The 14,607-nt window shown below is 69.8% G+C and carries 12 protein-coding genes and 2 pseudogenes; 6 read left to right on the top strand and 8 right to left on the bottom strand.

What is annotated here, in order from left to right; genetic code table 11:
* A pseudogene (locus KDK95_RS12260) lies at positions 1–350 on the top strand (PE-PGRS family protein); the annotation flags it as partial.
* A 152-nt stretch (positions 351–502) separates the two neighbouring features.
* Here the strand turns inward: KDK95_RS12260 and KDK95_RS12255 are convergent.
* The 4 genes and pseudogenes from KDK95_RS12255 to KDK95_RS12240 all read right to left on the bottom strand — a co-directional run bounded on the left by KDK95_RS12255 (position 503) and on the right by KDK95_RS12240 (position 5,362).
* On the bottom strand, positions 503–673 hold the full coding sequence (locus KDK95_RS12255; RefSeq protein ID WP_212518229.1) for a hypothetical protein: 171 nt from the start codon (positions 671–673) through the stop codon (positions 503–505).
* A 189-nt stretch (positions 674–862) separates the two neighbouring features.
* On the bottom strand, positions 863–2,212 hold the full coding sequence (locus KDK95_RS12250; protein ID WP_212518228.1) for a hypothetical protein: 1,350 nt from the start codon (positions 2,210–2,212) through the stop codon (positions 863–865).
* Between the two features lie 626 nt (positions 2,213–2,838).
* Positions 2,839–4,139, bottom strand: a pseudogene (locus KDK95_RS12245) (amidohydrolase family protein).
* On the bottom strand, positions 4,136–5,362 hold the full coding sequence (locus KDK95_RS12240) for a trans-sulfuration enzyme family protein (protein ID WP_372463313.1): 1,227 nt from the start codon (positions 5,360–5,362) through the stop codon (positions 4,136–4,138). Before KDK95_RS12240 ends, KDK95_RS12245 begins: the two are co-directional and overlap by 4 nt.
* A 173-nt stretch (positions 5,363–5,535) precedes the next feature.
* Between KDK95_RS12240 and KDK95_RS35755 the strand changes: the two genes are divergently transcribed.
* From KDK95_RS35755 to KDK95_RS12225, 3 genes are all read left to right on the top strand, one after another.
* Positions 5,536–5,991: an Lrp/AsnC family transcriptional regulator gene (locus KDK95_RS35755; RefSeq protein ID WP_372463312.1), complete on the top strand. Its 456-nt coding sequence runs from the start codon at positions 5,536–5,538 to the stop codon at positions 5,989–5,991.
* A 197-nt stretch (positions 5,992–6,188) separates the two neighbouring features.
* Positions 6,189–6,527 carry an RNA polymerase-binding protein RbpA gene (locus KDK95_RS12230; RefSeq protein WP_212518224.1) on the top strand — a complete coding sequence of 113 codons (339 nt, stop codon included), beginning with the start codon at positions 6,189–6,191 and terminating at the stop codon, positions 6,525–6,527.
* A gap of 89 nt (positions 6,528–6,616) precedes the next feature.
* A complete protein-coding gene (locus KDK95_RS12225) occupies positions 6,617–6,826 on the top strand; it encodes a hypothetical protein (RefSeq protein ID WP_212518223.1) in 210 nt (69 codons plus the stop codon).
* A 112-nt stretch (positions 6,827–6,938) separates the two neighbouring features.
* Here KDK95_RS12225 and KDK95_RS12220 read toward each other — a convergent pair whose 3' ends face one another.
* Positions 6,939–7,142, bottom strand: coding sequence for a cold-shock protein (locus tag KDK95_RS12220; protein ID WP_212518222.1), 204 nt, complete (start codon positions 7,140–7,142; stop codon positions 6,939–6,941).
* Between the two features lie 422 nt (positions 7,143–7,564).
* Here KDK95_RS12220 and KDK95_RS12215 point away from each other — a divergent pair, with 422 nt between their 5' ends.
* Complete coding sequence (locus KDK95_RS12215) at positions 7,565–8,620, top strand: ATP-dependent DNA ligase (RefSeq protein ID WP_212518221.1); 1,056 nt, start codon at positions 7,565–7,567, stop codon at positions 8,618–8,620.
* Positions 8,621–8,658: 38 nt separating this feature from the next.
* Here the strand turns inward: KDK95_RS12215 and ligD are convergent, their stop codons facing one another.
* The 3 genes from ligD to KDK95_RS12200 form a co-directional block, all read right to left on the bottom strand.
* Complete coding sequence (gene ligD / locus KDK95_RS12210) at positions 8,659–9,687, bottom strand: non-homologous end-joining DNA ligase (RefSeq protein ID WP_212518220.1); 1,029 nt, start codon at positions 9,685–9,687, stop codon at positions 8,659–8,661.
* Between the two features lie 242 nt (positions 9,688–9,929).
* Positions 9,930–11,888, bottom strand: a complete 1,959-nt coding sequence (locus tag KDK95_RS12205; RefSeq protein ID WP_212518219.1) for a hypothetical protein — start codon at positions 11,886–11,888, stop codon at positions 9,930–9,932.
* 22 nt (positions 11,889–11,910) lie between these two features.
* A complete protein-coding gene (locus KDK95_RS12200; protein ID WP_212518218.1) occupies positions 11,911–12,702 on the bottom strand; it encodes a hypothetical protein in 792 nt (263 codons plus the stop codon).
* Between the two features lie 263 nt (positions 12,703–12,965).
* On the opposite strand from KDK95_RS12200, the gene KDK95_RS12195 reads away from it, so the two are divergent.
* Positions 12,966–14,216 carry an NHL repeat-containing protein gene (locus tag KDK95_RS12195; RefSeq protein ID WP_212518217.1) on the top strand — a complete coding sequence of 417 codons (1,251 nt, stop codon included), beginning with the start codon at positions 12,966–12,968 and terminating at the stop codon, positions 14,214–14,216.
* Positions 14,217–14,607: the final 391 nt, after the last annotated feature.

Genomic DNA, 14,607 nt, shown 5'->3' with positions numbered 1-14,607 from the left:
ACTGCCTCCTGCGCTTCGCCGACGACCCTGACCCGCGCATGCGCCGCGTGGCCCTGGACGACCCCGCATCCACCCCGGAGCTCGTCGCCCGGCTCAGCCGAGACGCCGACGCCGACGTCCGGGCAGACGCCGCAAAGGACCCACGCCTGACCGCCGACGACGCAGGCCGCCTGATCGACGACGTCGACCCGACCGTCCGACAGACCGCCCAGACCCACCCCTCGTTGCCCCGAGACCTACTGGTCGACCTGCTACTCGACGAACGAACGGCGGCCACCGCCGCGCGCAATCCAGCGATCCCCACTCCGGCCATGCGTCACATGATCAAGAGTTTCGCTGCCGCCGAGTAGCGGTGTGTGCAACCCCCTCCTCAGTCGGCCCCAACCATCACAAGATCGCGACAAAGCCAATCGGAGAGCCGCAACGCCGTCGGCCCCAGACCTCTCTGCCCTGAATCCGGGCATTGGCGCACCGGGTCGCAAATGGATGGTCCCCGCCTCATTCAGCCTGCCAAGATGCGTGCATGTTTCCGCTGCGACTGGACCTCGACGCGCCTACCGAGATCGACGAACACCTTCACGAGGTCGCCTTCGACCTGTGGGCGAGGTGGCATCTCGAACCGGAGCACGCCAAGGTGATCGTCGAGTCCTTCGTGGCCGATGAGGATCTGCACGGGCCGTACAACTGGCTGCACACCCATGAGCTTCCGTCGTATTGGGCCGGGCACCTCTACCACCGGCACGTTCACGAGTGCGCCGATGGCTCCTGCCTGCCCGGTCGCCGGCCGGAGGCTCCGTCGCCGGAGGCCCGGGATGCTGTCCTAGGCCGACAGCGACAATCAGCCCCGGGGAACGGCTCCGTATCAGGCGCTCCTGCGCGCAGGTGCAGGCGCACGGTCCCGCGTGCCGTCTCGGTCGGCAGCGGCTGTAGCAGCAGCTTCAGACATCGCGTGCTCCGCAATGACCTGGCGGGCTTCCCGGAAGTCTGCCAGTGCCACCGCGTAGTCGTTTGCCGCGACACTCAGGCCCGCCCTGTCTGCCAAGGCTCTGGAAAGCGCAGGTCGTCCGTGAACCCCGTCGAGCTCGTTGAGGTGACGGGCGAACCCGACGCCGTCATCGAAGTAGCTCCGAAGCGGCTCTTCGCCCTGCCGTCTGCGCCTGGCCCAGTACTTTATTGAGCGCAGCTTGAGCATGCGTTGGGTCTCGATGAGGTGCGGCAGATGCTCGGCGGGATCGTCTGCGGCGAGTTCGGTGAGGCGGTTGACTTCGGTTTCGAGACGCTCGCGCCCAACGCCGAGGTAGGTGCGCATGAGGTCCGGCGACCAGAACAGATCAAGAAACACCGGCGGTTCCGGTTCCCCGGGCGCGGGCCGGTCCTCACGGCGTCCAGTCAGCGCGGCAAGCACCGTCCACCAGGATAGAAGATTGCTCGAGTTGCGAGCTTCCGCCGACCCGGCCAGGCAGGCGAGCAGGTCCTCGACTTGGTCGGCAGCCGCGTCGGTGTCTTCGACGCAACCGTGCGCCCGGGCCATATCCACCAGGAGCAGCAACTCCCAGATCACGATGGCCATCGCGCCCTTGCCCGTCGCGGCCTTGGCGCGGTCATGCTCGATCAGCGCGCGCAGTTCCGTTCGCGCGGCCTCGCCCGCATCCGCCGCGTCGAGTTCGGCAATCCACGCAATCCACGGCCAAAAGACGGTTCCCGACTGCTCGATCAATCTGTCTCGCGTGATAGGTCCCAGAAGCGCAGCGGCTTCCCGGTGACGCCCTTCCTCGGCGAGCTTGCACGCAAGCTCCCAACTGCCGTAGCTCGGGAAATGCACGACGCCGGCCTCGTACGCGCGCCGCCCGGTTAGCGCCATTTCCTCGCAAACCACCAAGCCCTCGCCCCGACGCCCCAGGTCATACAGACCCCACTCATACGCTTTGAGCGCGTCAACGAGCAGCGTCGCGAACCGCGGGTCGGCCTCCAGTGCTTGGCGTGCGGCCTCGACCGCCTCCGCCCACAGGACCACCCGCGCTTCCCGATCGTCGGTTCCATAGCCACCGGATATCAAGGCGCGCACGAACTGCTCCGCATACGCACCGGGCGTGGCCGTGCGCACCGTGCGGTACGCGGCAGTCAACTCCCGCGTCGTCAGGCGCCGCGAGCTAAGCAGCTGCGCCTGCGCGCGTGCCACGGCGTCAAAATCAACTCTCCCCGATTGAGTCATGCGCCGATTCTGGAGCCCGGCACCTCCCGCAACAAGACAAACCGAACGTGGCGTTCGTCCTATGAAATCTCAGTCTGACCTGGCATCATGGTGTCAAGTTCACCCCCGACGGGTTCAACTGGGGTCCCGGGAAAGCTCGTTGCCGATTCCTACCGCGACGGCAACACCGGCGTCTTGCCCTCACCCATCGATGACCTGCGCACATGCCGGAGCCGTTGGAAGGCCATCAGCTGCGGCTGTTCGGAATAGCCGCTTCAGGCTGCTCTCGCTGACCCCGTAACGCTCAACAAGTTCACGAAGCTTCGCGCCACCTCGCCGTGCCTCGATCAGCTCGCGCACCGTCTCCTCATTCAAGCGATCAACCACCCGCCGTGACACGATCACCCTCGACGTGCCCCGGACACTGACTCTTGGATCTTGAACCGGGGCTTGGGGGGCCTCACCCAGCCACCGCCGGGTACGTTTCAGCAGGTCAGCGCGATTCAATTGGTTGGAGTAAGTCCCAATAAGGTCCACCATCTGACGATGCATCAGGCCCGTATCGGCGGGCTGCCAGGCCGCCGTGGATGCCCCGGCACCGGCGAGCCGGCCGCATCCGGCGCGCGGCCGTGCTCTACGCCGGTGGGTTACCGCTGGTCATGGCTCGGCCGCCAGTTTGCGTCGAGGCGGACGCCGGCGGCGGTGGCGATCCGGTCGCGTGACGCGGTGAGCCGGGCTTTTAGTGTCGGCAGGTCGACACCCAGCAGCGCCCCGTCGCGCTTGACCGGGCGGCCCGCGACCAGGACCGTGTCGATGATGCCGGGGTGGCCTGCGGTGACGATGCTGGCCGCTGGGTCGGTGGCCGGGAACATGGTGATGTCGTCCGTGCGCAACAGGATGAGATCGGCGTCCTTGCCCGGGGCGATGCTGCCGGTGCGCTCCGCCAGCCCACAGGAGGCCGCCGCGTCGACGGTGACGAATTCCAGCAGGTCGCGGGCACGTAAGGTGCCGTCCAGGCCTCGCTGGACAGCGTAGGCGGTGCGCAGGGTGGAGAAGATGTCGCCGCCGCCGCGGGGGTGTCGTCGACGGAGAGGGTCGGGCGCAGTCCGGCGGCCAGGGCCCGGCCGGTCATCGGCCAGCCGAAGCCCATCTTCAGTTCGACGTCGGGGCTGATCGAGATCGAGCTTCCGGCGTCGGCGAGCATCCGCAGTTCGTCGTCGGCGATGCCGTTGGCGTGGACGAAGGTGGTCGACGCCTCGAGCAGGCCGTGGCGCCGGAGGTCGTCGACGGGGCGGGCGGTGCCGTCGGAGGCGATGTGCACGCTGGTCCGCAGGCCGAGCTCCGCCGCCAGCTTCAACTCCGCGGCGACAGTCTCGATGGAGGTGTCCTCCGCGCCGCGCAGCCCGAACGCCATGGTGACAGGCCCGCGCTCGTCATCGAGCTCGCGGTGCACGCGGCGGATCTCGGCCTCGACCGATCCCTGGTGGCCGTAGTTCGCGCCGTAGCAGAAGATCGAGCGGCCCGGTGCGTCGCGCAGTCCGGCGACGGCGGCGTCGGCGTGCTCTGGCCCCTCGGCACAGTGGAACCAGTCGAGCATGGTGGTGACCCCGCAGTGCAGGGCTTCGAGGCGTCCGAGCAGGTTGCCGAGGTAGACGTCCTCGGGCCGGTAGCGGGGGCGCAGGGTCGCGTGGATCGCGGCCCGGTAGTCGGGGAAGGTCCAGTCCGCGCCGATGCCGCGCAGCGCGGTCTGCCAGGTGTGGCGGTGGTTGTCGATCAGGCCCGGCATCACGATCCGCTCGGTCGCGTCGATCACCTCGGCGTCCGGGGCGTCGATGTGTGCGGCGACCCGAGTGATGATCCCGTTCTCGATCAGCACGTCGCCGCTGGCGAAGTCGCCGACGGCCGGGTCCATGCTCAGCACGCTGCCACCGGTGATCAGCGTCCTCATGACACGGGCTCCTTCGGGCGTGTCGGTGAATCTTCGTACTCGATCACCGAGTCGGCCGCGGCGAGCGCGTCGTGGACCAGGTCGGCGGCGTCCTCGATCCCGGCGGCCAGGCGGATGAGGCCCGACGGGACTCCGGAGGCCGCGATCTGGGTGTCGCTGAGCATGCCGCGCCACATGGCGGCCGGATGCACGGCCAGGGACTCGACTCCACCGAGACTGGCGGCGCGGCGAGAGTGACGCAGTCGGCCGAGGAACGCGTCTGCGGCCGCGTACCCGCCTGCGAGTTCGACACCCAGCACCGCGCCGAAACCGCTCATCTGGCACTTCGCCAGGTCGTGCTGCGGATGAGAAGGGAGACCCGGGTAGTGGACGCGCGCCACGGCGCGATGCCCGCTGAGGGCCTCGGCCAGGGCCTGGCCGTTGGCGTTGTGCCGGGACATGCGCAGCGGCAGGGTGCGCATGCCGCGCAGCAGCAGCCAGGCGTCTACGGGGCCGAGCACGGCACCGGTGAGGATCGCCGTGTCCCAGACCCGGTCCAGCAGGCGGGTGGGCCCGGCCAGCACGCCCGCGGAGACGTCGGAATGCCCGTTGAGATACTTGGTCGCGCTGTGCCAGACCAGATCGATCCCGTACTCGGCCGGGCGCTGGTTGATCGGGGTGGCGAACGTGTTGTCGGCCATCGTCACCACCCCGTGCGCGCGGGCGAGATCCGCGACGGCGCGCAGATCGGTGATCTGCAGCAGCGGGTTGCTCGGCGACTCCAGCAGGATCAGCCGGGTGTTCCGGTTCAGCGCGGCGGCGAACGCCCCCGGGTCGCCCTGGTCGACCAGCGTGGTCGCCACACCCAGCCGCGGCAGGAGGTTGAGCAGCACCGAGGCGGTGCCGCCATAGGTGGACTTCTGCCCGATGACATGGTCACCCGCGGAAACAAGGGCGAGTACCGCGGTGGTGAGCGCGGCCATCCCGGAAGCGGTCACCAGCGCCGCCTCGGTGCCCTCCAACTCGGCGACGATCGCGGCGACCTGCGCGTGGTTCGGGTTGCCGTAGCGGGTGTAGAAATCTTTGCCCCGCGGCTCAAGTGCGACCCGGGCGAACTCGTCCGCGTCATCGGCGGCGAACGTCGCGCTCTGATAGATCGGCGGCGCGACGGCGCCGCTCGGGTGGACCTCGCGGTCGGCGTGCACGACGAGCGTGCTTCGCCCCGTTCGCGTGACCTCCGGCATGACCACTACCGCCTCCTGGATCGATGGACTGACGTGATCCAGCATGCGGTCACCCGCAGCTCCAAGCACGCGCCAACGGCCCGCCCTGAACAACTTTGGCATGAGATTGCGCCTCCGAGTCCCGTGAGATAGCGCGAGAGGAGCGTCTTGCGCAATAAAATGCCTCAGTGGACATCGACGAAGTGGACCGCGCGATTCTCGCCGTACTCGAGCGCGAGGGGCGGATCAGCAACGCCGAACTCGCCGCCCGGGTGGGCCTGTCACCCTCGCCGTGTCTGAGGCGGGTGCGCCGACTGGAGGAGGCCGGAGTGATCCGCGGCTACCGAGCGCTGATCGACCCGGCCGCCGTCGGCCGCGGACTGCGCGTGTTCGTCGGCGTCAGGCTCATGCGCCACAAACACGCAGACGTCGTCGCATTCGAGCGCGAAGTAGTGCGACTATCCGAGGTCGTGTACTGCCACCACATCACCGGTACGTACGACTACCTGCTCCAAGTCGAGGTCGCTGATCTGCCCGCCTACGAAGACTTCCACGCCAACCGCATGGCGAACCTGCCCGGCGTCGCCGCGGTCAACAGCTACGTGGCGATGAAGACCCTCGAAGGCCGGACCGACCGCACCCCTTCGTGAGGGCTGGCTGACCGGTTCGGGCGACGGGCGGGGTCAGTCGCTCCCTGAGTGACGCCGTTTCGTGATCCGCCGCCGCGTGTCGGGACGTAGTGTCGAGGCTATGCCCGCGTTTTGCGGGCCTGCTTCGGGCGATGACGGCGGCGCTGATCGGCGCCGGCTCGTTCCTGGATCGATCGCGATCAAAGGAGACACCAACCATGGCACGAAGCAGCGGCGTGCGCGGGCGCAGGATCGGATCGGGGCCGGCCGGCGAGTCCGAGCGCGGCGGGGATCTCGTCGCGCGGGTCGCGGTGACGTTCTGGTGCGCCGGAGGCCATTCGACCCGGACGATGTTCGCCGCGGAGGCGGTGGCTCCGGCGACGTGGGATTGCCACGGCTGCGGCATGCCCGCCGGGCAGGACCGGGACAACCCGCCTCCCGCCTTGCGCGTGGAGCCGTACAAGACCCACCTCGCCTACGTCCGCGAGCGGCGCAGCGACGCGGACGCCGAGATCATCCTGGCCCAGGCGCTGGCCAGACTCCGCGGGACCTCCTGACCGCGGGACGCGGTACACCGCGGACATGCCGCGCAATCGGGCCCCGCAGGCTGCGCACCAGGACTCGGCCGAGACCGTAAGGTAGGTGGATGGACTCCACAAGCTTCATCATCGCGACAGACTCAGGCAGCTTCTGGGGCAGGTCGTTCGGGGCCGACGGGGTCACCTACGTCAGGTCGAACGCCTACAAGTTCGACTCGCCGGAACTGGCCGCCGCCCGCATCGCCGAGTTGGCGGCGGCCGGCGACACCCGCTCCTACCACGTCGAAGCCCTGCCGACCGGCCGCCGACGCTACTGACCGAGCGCCGACCCCGCCCCGCCTCGGCGCTCGGAAGGGCGTCGCGGCGGCTGAACGCGTCGGGGCCGCCGGAACGAGTCCGGCGGCCCCGACGATCACAAGGATCCGAGGGTCAGATCGGCAGGATGTCGGCGGCCTGCGGGCCCTTGGGGCCCTGGGTCACCTCGAAGCTGACGCTCTGGCCTTCCTGAAGCTCACGGTAGCCCTGGGTGGCGATCGCGGAGTAGTGGGCGAACACGTCCGGGCCGCCCCCGTCCTGCTCGATGAACCCGAAACCCTTTTCCGCGTTGAACCACTTCACAGTGCCGGTAGCCATACTGATTGTTCTCCTTCATGGAGCGCTCGCCCCGGACCTGAAAACGTGCAGGTCCGCGCTACGATTCCCACTCCATATCCAGGCAAGCCTACCGGTTGGGCATCCAGGTCGCGGCGCTCGGCGCCTCTTGCGCACGTCGGTGCCGCCTCGAACAGTGCCGCGACCAGCGGCAACGGCCCGGACAATCCGCGAAAAGCCGCCCTGGCCCGGCTGAATCGCGGGCCAGGTTCCTACCCCGGGCCACGCTTCTAGCCGGGGGGAAGATCGACGCTCCCTCCTGTGGATACCGGATACCGCTCAGCGCCCTGAACCCGGCACGGTACTGGGACGTGCCGCCGGAACGACCGTTCGGCCGCGAGCGGTTGCGGGCGCGCCGTCGGGGGTGATGCGCTGGTCCCAAGGACGACCAGCGAGGATGTGCGATGGTATTGCCGGTCACGCGCCCGATCGCGCCGATGCTCGCGAGGTCCGCGGCGGCGGTGCCGAGCGGTCGGTACCTGTACGAACCCAAGTGGGACGGATTCCGCTGCCTGGTCTTCCGCGACGGCGAGGACATCGAGCTGGGCAGCCGCGGCGGGAACCCGCTGACGCGCTACTTCCCGGAACTGGTCGTCTCGCTGGCCGAGGCGCTGCCGCCGCGGTGCGTGCTCGACGGGGAGATCGTCGTGGTCCAGGGCGGCCGGCTCGATTTCGACCGGCTGACCGACCGCATCCATCCGGCCGATTCGCGGATCCGGTTGCTGGCCGAGCAGACACCGGCGACGTTCGTCGCGTTCGACGTGCTCGCGGCCGGCGACGAAGACCTGATGGGCCGCCCGCTGTCCGAGCGGCACGAGGTGCTGGCGCGGCTGTTCGCACCGACCCCGCACGTGCGCATGTCACGCGCGACCCAGGACGCCGACCTGGCCACGGCCTGGTTCGAGACCTTCGAGGGCGCCGGGCTCGACGGCGTGGTCGCCAAGCCGCTGGACGACGCGTACCGGCCCGGCGAGCGCGCGATGGTGAAGATCAAGCACGAGCGCACCGCCGATGTCGTTGTGGCCGGATACCGGCTGCACAAGAGCGGTCCGGTCGTCGGATCGCTCATGCTGGGTCTGTATCTGCAGGACGGTGTCCTCAACTACGTCGGCGGCGCCAGCGCGTTCACGATGGCCCGGCGTGCCGCGCTCGTCGACGAGCTCGCGCCGCTGGTGGTGCCCGAAGGGGAGGAGCATCCTTGGCTCGGCGAGGACGACGGCGCGCACCGGCGCCCGGGTGTCCTCAACCGGTGGAACGCCGGCAAGGACCGGTCGTTCGTGGCGCTGCGGCCGGAGCGGGTGTGCGAAGTGCGCTACGACCAGCTGCAGGCGGACCGGTTCCGGCACAGTGCAAGGTTCGTGCGGTGGCGGCCGGACCGGGAGCCCGAGTCCTGCGGCTACGGCCAACTGGACGTGCCGACCGCGTACGATCTGGCTGATGTGCTCGGTCCGGCGGCCTAGCGGTGCCAAACGGTTGTGCCGCCCACTGAGTTCGCGCGTCAGCTGGTTTCGGCGGTCGTGTGGCGGGCCTTGGACGGCTGGACGCGCTTGGGTTCGCCGGGCATCTTCGGGAACTCGGGCGGATAGGGCAGGTCGCCGAGCCCGCGGTCGCGCTCGTCCCGCTCGGCCATCTCCAGCAGCGCGTCCAGCGCGGCGGACTCGTCGTCGATGCCCTCGTGCGCGTCGCCGCGTTCGGCCAAGAGCGCGGGCACCGTACGCACGGTGAAGTCCTCCGGGGCCGCGTCTGGCAGGTCCGGCCAGCGCACCGGTGTCGAGACCCGGGCGTCCGGGACGGCGCGCGTGGAGTAGGCGGCGGCGAGCATCCGGTCGCGGGCCATCTGGTTGAAGTCGACGAATACCGGCGCGCTCCGCTCCTCCTTCCACCAGGACGTGGTGAAAAGGTCGGGGCGACGGCGTTCCAGTTCCCGCGCGAACGCGATGACCGCGCGCCGGGTCTCGATGAACGACCAGCGCGGCTCGATACGAACCAGTATGTGCAGGCCGCGTCCGCCGGACGTCTTCACGAACGGCACCATGCCCAGCTCGTCGAACAGCGCACGGGCCTCCGTCGCGGCCTCGACGGCTTTGGCGAAGCCGCTGCCTGCCTCCGGGTCGAGGTCGATGCGCAGCTCGTCGGGGCGGTCGGTGTCCTCACGGCGCACCGGCCACGGATGCAGCTCCAGGGCGTTCATCTGCACTGCCCACACCACGGTGGCCGGCTCGGTCACGCACACCTCGTAGCCGGTGCGTCCGCTCGGAAAGGTCACCTTCACGGTCTGCACCCAATCGGGCAGGCTCTTGGGCGCGTGCTTCATGTAGAAGGAGTCGCCGCCGGCCAGGCCGCCGGGGAAGCGATGGAGCGCCATCGGCCGCCCGGCGAGCGCGCGCATCAGCCCTTCGGCGACGGCGATGCAGTACTCCGCGAGCTCGAGCTTGGTGACCCCGACGGCCGGATAGCAGACCTTATCCGGCGAGGAGATGCGCACACTGCGCCCGGCGACCGTGACGAAAGCCTCGTTGCTGCCCATGCTCGCAGGCTAAGCGCCCGATCCGGCCATCGCATTCCGGCCGCCGGACGCGCTGTCGCCCCCGAGCCGCTTACGGCTCGGGGGCGACGGGACGCCACGTGCGGGTGAGGTGCTACCGCGGGTCAGGTGCTACCGCGGGTCAGGTGCTACCGCGGGTCAGGTGCTGCCGTGCGTGAAGCTCATCGGTTCACCGGCCTCACCGGCCTCACCGTTCACCGGGCTCGCGTTTCACCTTCGGCGTGTCACCAGTGGTGCCCGCTGCGGTGGTGCATGTCGCCGCTCGGACGGGGAGTGGCGGTCATGGTCGGCGTGGGGGTCGGGGAGGTGTTCGCGCCCACGGCGGCCAGGGCGCAGGCGGCCTGCGCTGTGGCGTTGGTGATGGTCACGCACTTCTCGGCCGGGTTTCCGGCGCCCGCGGTGACCGCGTTGGTCTGCTGGGCGAAGACGGCGCCGACCACGACGCCCGCGCCGTTGGTGGCGAGGGAGGAGACCGGGTTCGCCAGGCCGAAGTTCTGGCAGTTGAGGTTGCCGAAGGACTGCTGCAGCCGCATCGCCAGGAAGGTGAACAGGTTGCTCGCGGCGGCCGCCGACGGGCTTGTCTGGTTGATGAGCAGGTTGACGTCCTGCTGGAGGCGGGCGGACTGGATGCTGTCCATGTCGCCGCAGTACACGGCCGGGCTGACGCCCGCGGGCAGCGCGCTCTGGTCGACGCCGGCGCGGTAGAGGTTCGTCTTCTGGGAGCTGAAGGCGCCGTTGACCAGGGCCATCGGGTCGTTTTCCGGGACGAGCGCGGTCGGGTTGGCCGGGAAGGCGTTGGCCTGGATCTCGTCGAGCGCGATCGAGGTGGCCGCGGCGCCGCCGTTGCCGAGGTTCGGCGCGGTCCACGGGGTGCAGTGCAGGGCGGGATCGACGAATACGTCCAGCAGCGCGTTGTCGCTCGGGTTGGCCAGCGTGGTCGCGCCGGTCAGCGTCGCCATGTTCGCGGCGTTGTTCTGGGCGGTCTGGCCGTTCGCGGTCGCCAGGTAGGAGGTGGTCACGTTGTCGCTCTGGTCCTGGTCGATCAGGCCGAAGTTGCGGGTCGTCAGGCACGGCTGGCCGTCGACGGCGGTTCCGGGATTGGGCACCGTGACCTTGCCGGCCGCGATGCCCTGGTTGACCGCGCTGAAGAACGCCGCGGCGTTGCAGTCGGCGAACTGGCCGAAGACCGAGGCTCCCAGACCGTTGACGCAGTTGCCCGATGCCAGGCTGCCGCCCGAGTCCTGCAGGGTCAGGTTCGTGGCGTTGAAGCCGAACCAGATGCCGACGACGGCGCCGGCCGGGAGCGTCGGCACGACCGGTGCCGCGGCGGCCGTCGTGCCCTGATCGATCACGAGCGGGTCGTAGACGCTGAGCGCGCCGGTGGCCGGGTCGTAGATCGTGGCCTGGACGAATGCGCTCTGGTTGACGTTCGCCTCATGGCACGCGCCCATCGCGGCGTTGGTCGCGACGAACTGGTACGGCGTGGCCAGGCCCTGCGCGCTGAGCGGGTTGGCGGGCACGACCAGGGTGCAGTTCGGGTTCGGCGTCGCGGCGGCCACGGTCGTCGCCGTGGCGGAGGCGGTCGTCGTGGCCGCGGCCGTCGTGTTGGCGCACGTCGCGCCGGTCGTCGCCGCGGCGGTCGTGGAAGCGGCCGTCGTGCTGGTGCCTGTCCCCGCGGCGGTCGTCGTGGTCGTGCCGGTCCCCGCCGCAGCCGTAGTGCTGGTGCCGGTCCCTGCAGCGGTCGTCGTGGTGCCGGTCCCTGCCGCGGTCGTCGCCGTCGTGCTCATCGTCGTGCCGCTTGAGGCCGTGCCGGTGCCCGTGGACGTGCCGGCCGTGGTGCCGGTGGCGGACGCGGAGACCGCGCTCGTGGACGAGGGCGAGGCGGCGCTCGACGAGGTCGTGCCGCCGGCTGCGGCGGTCGTCGACGTGCTCGACTGTCCAGCGGTCGCCGAGGCGGTCGCGCACGCGGCGGACGTCGGCTGGTGGTGATGCCACCGGCCCGGCGAGGCGAGCGCGTAACCGGCCAGGGCGATCGCCACGATCGGCACGCCTGCCAGGACCATGGCGTACTTCTTGGTGCGCCAGGTGCGCAGGTCCCGCCTGGCCTGGGCCGACTCGGCGCGGCTGGCCTTGCGTAGGGGCTCCGGCCGGTCGTGCCGGCCGTGCGAACTCGATGAGGTCACGAGGTGCTCCTAGTTGTGGGAACTAGTTGTGGGAACCGGTGGAGCTGCGACGTCGGCGGTGCAGCAGGAATCCGATCGCGCAGGCGAGCACGAAGACCGCCGCCACCGTGATGGGGGCGAGCATGCTCGAGAGCTGACTGCTGCTTCCGGCCAGACCCACCCGGATCACTCCGGTGCTGGTGACGGCCGGCGCCTGGGTCGTGCCGGTTGGGGTGCCGGCGGCGGCCATGCCGCTCGCCGTGGCAGAGGACGAGGACGACGCCGGCGTCATGCCGGTCGCCGCCGGAGCGCCGCCCATGATCCGGCTGCCGCCGCCGGCGGACGCCGCCGCACTGGTCGTGGCCGGCGCCGAAGAATGGGTGACCGTCGGCGACGACTGGACGGGTTGGGTGGTGGCCGCGGCCGTCGTGGGCGTGGACGCGCCGCCCCCGCCCGAGGAGGACACCGTGATGTCCACCGAGGGGCTGCCCGAACCGCACTGGGCGGTGACGACGTACGTGCCGGGGGAGACCGACGCGGAGATCGTCGCCGTTCCGGTGAAGTTCTCCGAGCCGATGCTGATCGACGCGGAGCCGCCGACGAACGCCGACGAGGTGACTCCGCTCAGCGTGGAGCCGTTGTTCGGGCAGACGCCGAGGATCGAGACGGTCTGGCCGCCCGCGACGGTGCCCGGCGAGACGATCAGCTGGCCGTAGCCGCTGCCCGCGAACGCAGGGCCCGCCGACGTCAGCAGCGCGGCCGCCGCGATCGCGAGCACCGGGACCAGCAGTCCCCGGTGCGGGGTCTTTCCTGAGTGGGCATCAGGATGACGCACAGCTCATCACGCCCTTACGTGTCGTGGTCGAGCGCCGGGCCGGGTCGGCTCGGCGTGTGCGCTCGTAAGGCACGGCGCCGCAGCCGTTGCGGTTCAACGAATCTGAAAAAATCCTGTGACCTGCGTTGTAGAACCCGTACACCGGCGGCCGCCGATTCGCGTTGAACCGATGCGGCGGTTGCTCCGTCTGGGGGCGGTGACACTGCTGGACTCGCGGCCCGCCTCGGGCCGCGCGTTAAAACCCTCTAAGGAGCGTGTCCTACATGATGAGGAGAACGAGGATCCGCGTCGGCATCGGCTCCGCGCTGGCGCTGGTGATCGGCGCGGTGGCGGGAACCGCCGCGTACGCCTCGCCCTGGGACCACGAACACGACGTTTCGCAGGCGCGCAACCGTACGGTGCTGTCCGCGAATGTGGTCACCGCCACCACGGCTGCGAAGATGGTGTCGTCCACCGTTCCGGCGAACGGCGATCTGAACCCGTACGGGGTCGCGGTCGTGCCGGACGGGATCGGCAAGCTGGTCAAGGGCGACGTGCTGGTCAGCAACTTCAACAACAAGGCCAACTCGGCCGGGACCGGCACGACCATCGTCGAGGTCAACCCGACGACCCACGCGAAGATCGTGTTCGCCGCGCTCACCGCGTCCTCGCTGCCCTCGACCTGCCCCGGCGGTCTCGGGCTCACGACGGCGCTCGTCGTTCTGCGCGACGGGTGGGTCGTCGTCGGCAGCACGCCGACCTCCGACGGCACCTCGGCGACCCTGAAGTCCGGCTGCCTGATCGTGCTCAACAGCCGGGGCCAGGCGAAGGCGGTCATCACCGGGCACGGCATCAACGGCCCGTGGGACATGGCGGCCGTGGACGGCGGCAACTCGGTCGAGCTGTTCGTCACCAATGTGCTCAATGGCGCGGTGGCGGGCATGGGCAAGCAGGTGAACCGCGGCACCGTGATCCGGCTGCGCCTCGCCGTGACGCGGCAGCACTTCCAGATCCTCACGGCCGTCGCCGTCGCCTCCGGGCTGCCCGAGGAGACCAGCGCCGCCAACCTGATCGTGGGACCGACCGGCGTCGCGGTGATCGGGTCCACCCTCTACATCGCCGACACGCTCGGCAACCGGATCGCGGTGATCCCGAACGCCACCACCCGGCACAACAGCGACGGCCTCGGATCCACCCTCGCCGAAGGCGGCCTGATCCAGGGCCCGCTCGGCCTGACCGCGCTGTCCAACAACGTCCTGCTGGTCGCCAACGGCAACAACGGCAACCTCGTCGCGGTCACCACGCGCGGAGCCACCGCCCTGGTCAAGGCCCTGGACACCACCGCCGTCAGCGGATCCATGGCGGGCGCCGGCGCCCTGTTCGGACTCTTCCCGAGCGCCGACGGCAAGTGGGTGTACTACGTCGACGACATCAGCAACTCCCTGAACGTGCTCGGCCCGCTGAGTAGCGGCAACAACGGGAGCTACGGCAGCTACAGCGGCAATAGCAGCTACAGCAGCTACAGCGGCAGCTGACCGGCCGTCACCCGCACGCCCACGCACACCACCAGGCAGCACGACGCACCACCCACGCGAAACCACGCACCACCCACTTAAACCCACGCACCACCCACGCACCCAAGAGCACGTGCACCCACCGCTCCACCCACACCCGGGACCGCCGCTCCGGCGGCGGCCGGGTTCCAACCGATGACTCTCCGGGCACGGCGTCCGTAGCGCAGCCCGGCAGAGGTGTGCCCCTCGGCGCTCGATGTTCACCGAGGGCCGAGGGGCGCCATGCCTGGTACTCGACGAGATCGGATCGTCGGCACTGGGGACTTGCGCTCAGTACGGAGGGACATGGCAAGGTTGGGCGGGTGCCTACCCACCACCGACGAATATGTTCAGCGCTCGCAGCCGTGTTCGC

The organism is Actinospica acidithermotolerans, from assembly GCF_018139625.1.
Lineage (GTDB): Bacteria > Actinomycetota > Actinomycetes > Streptomycetales > Catenulisporaceae > Actinospica > Actinospica acidithermotolerans.
Note: the sequence above shows the minus strand (reverse complement) of the source record. Positions and strands in the feature narration are given on the sequence as shown.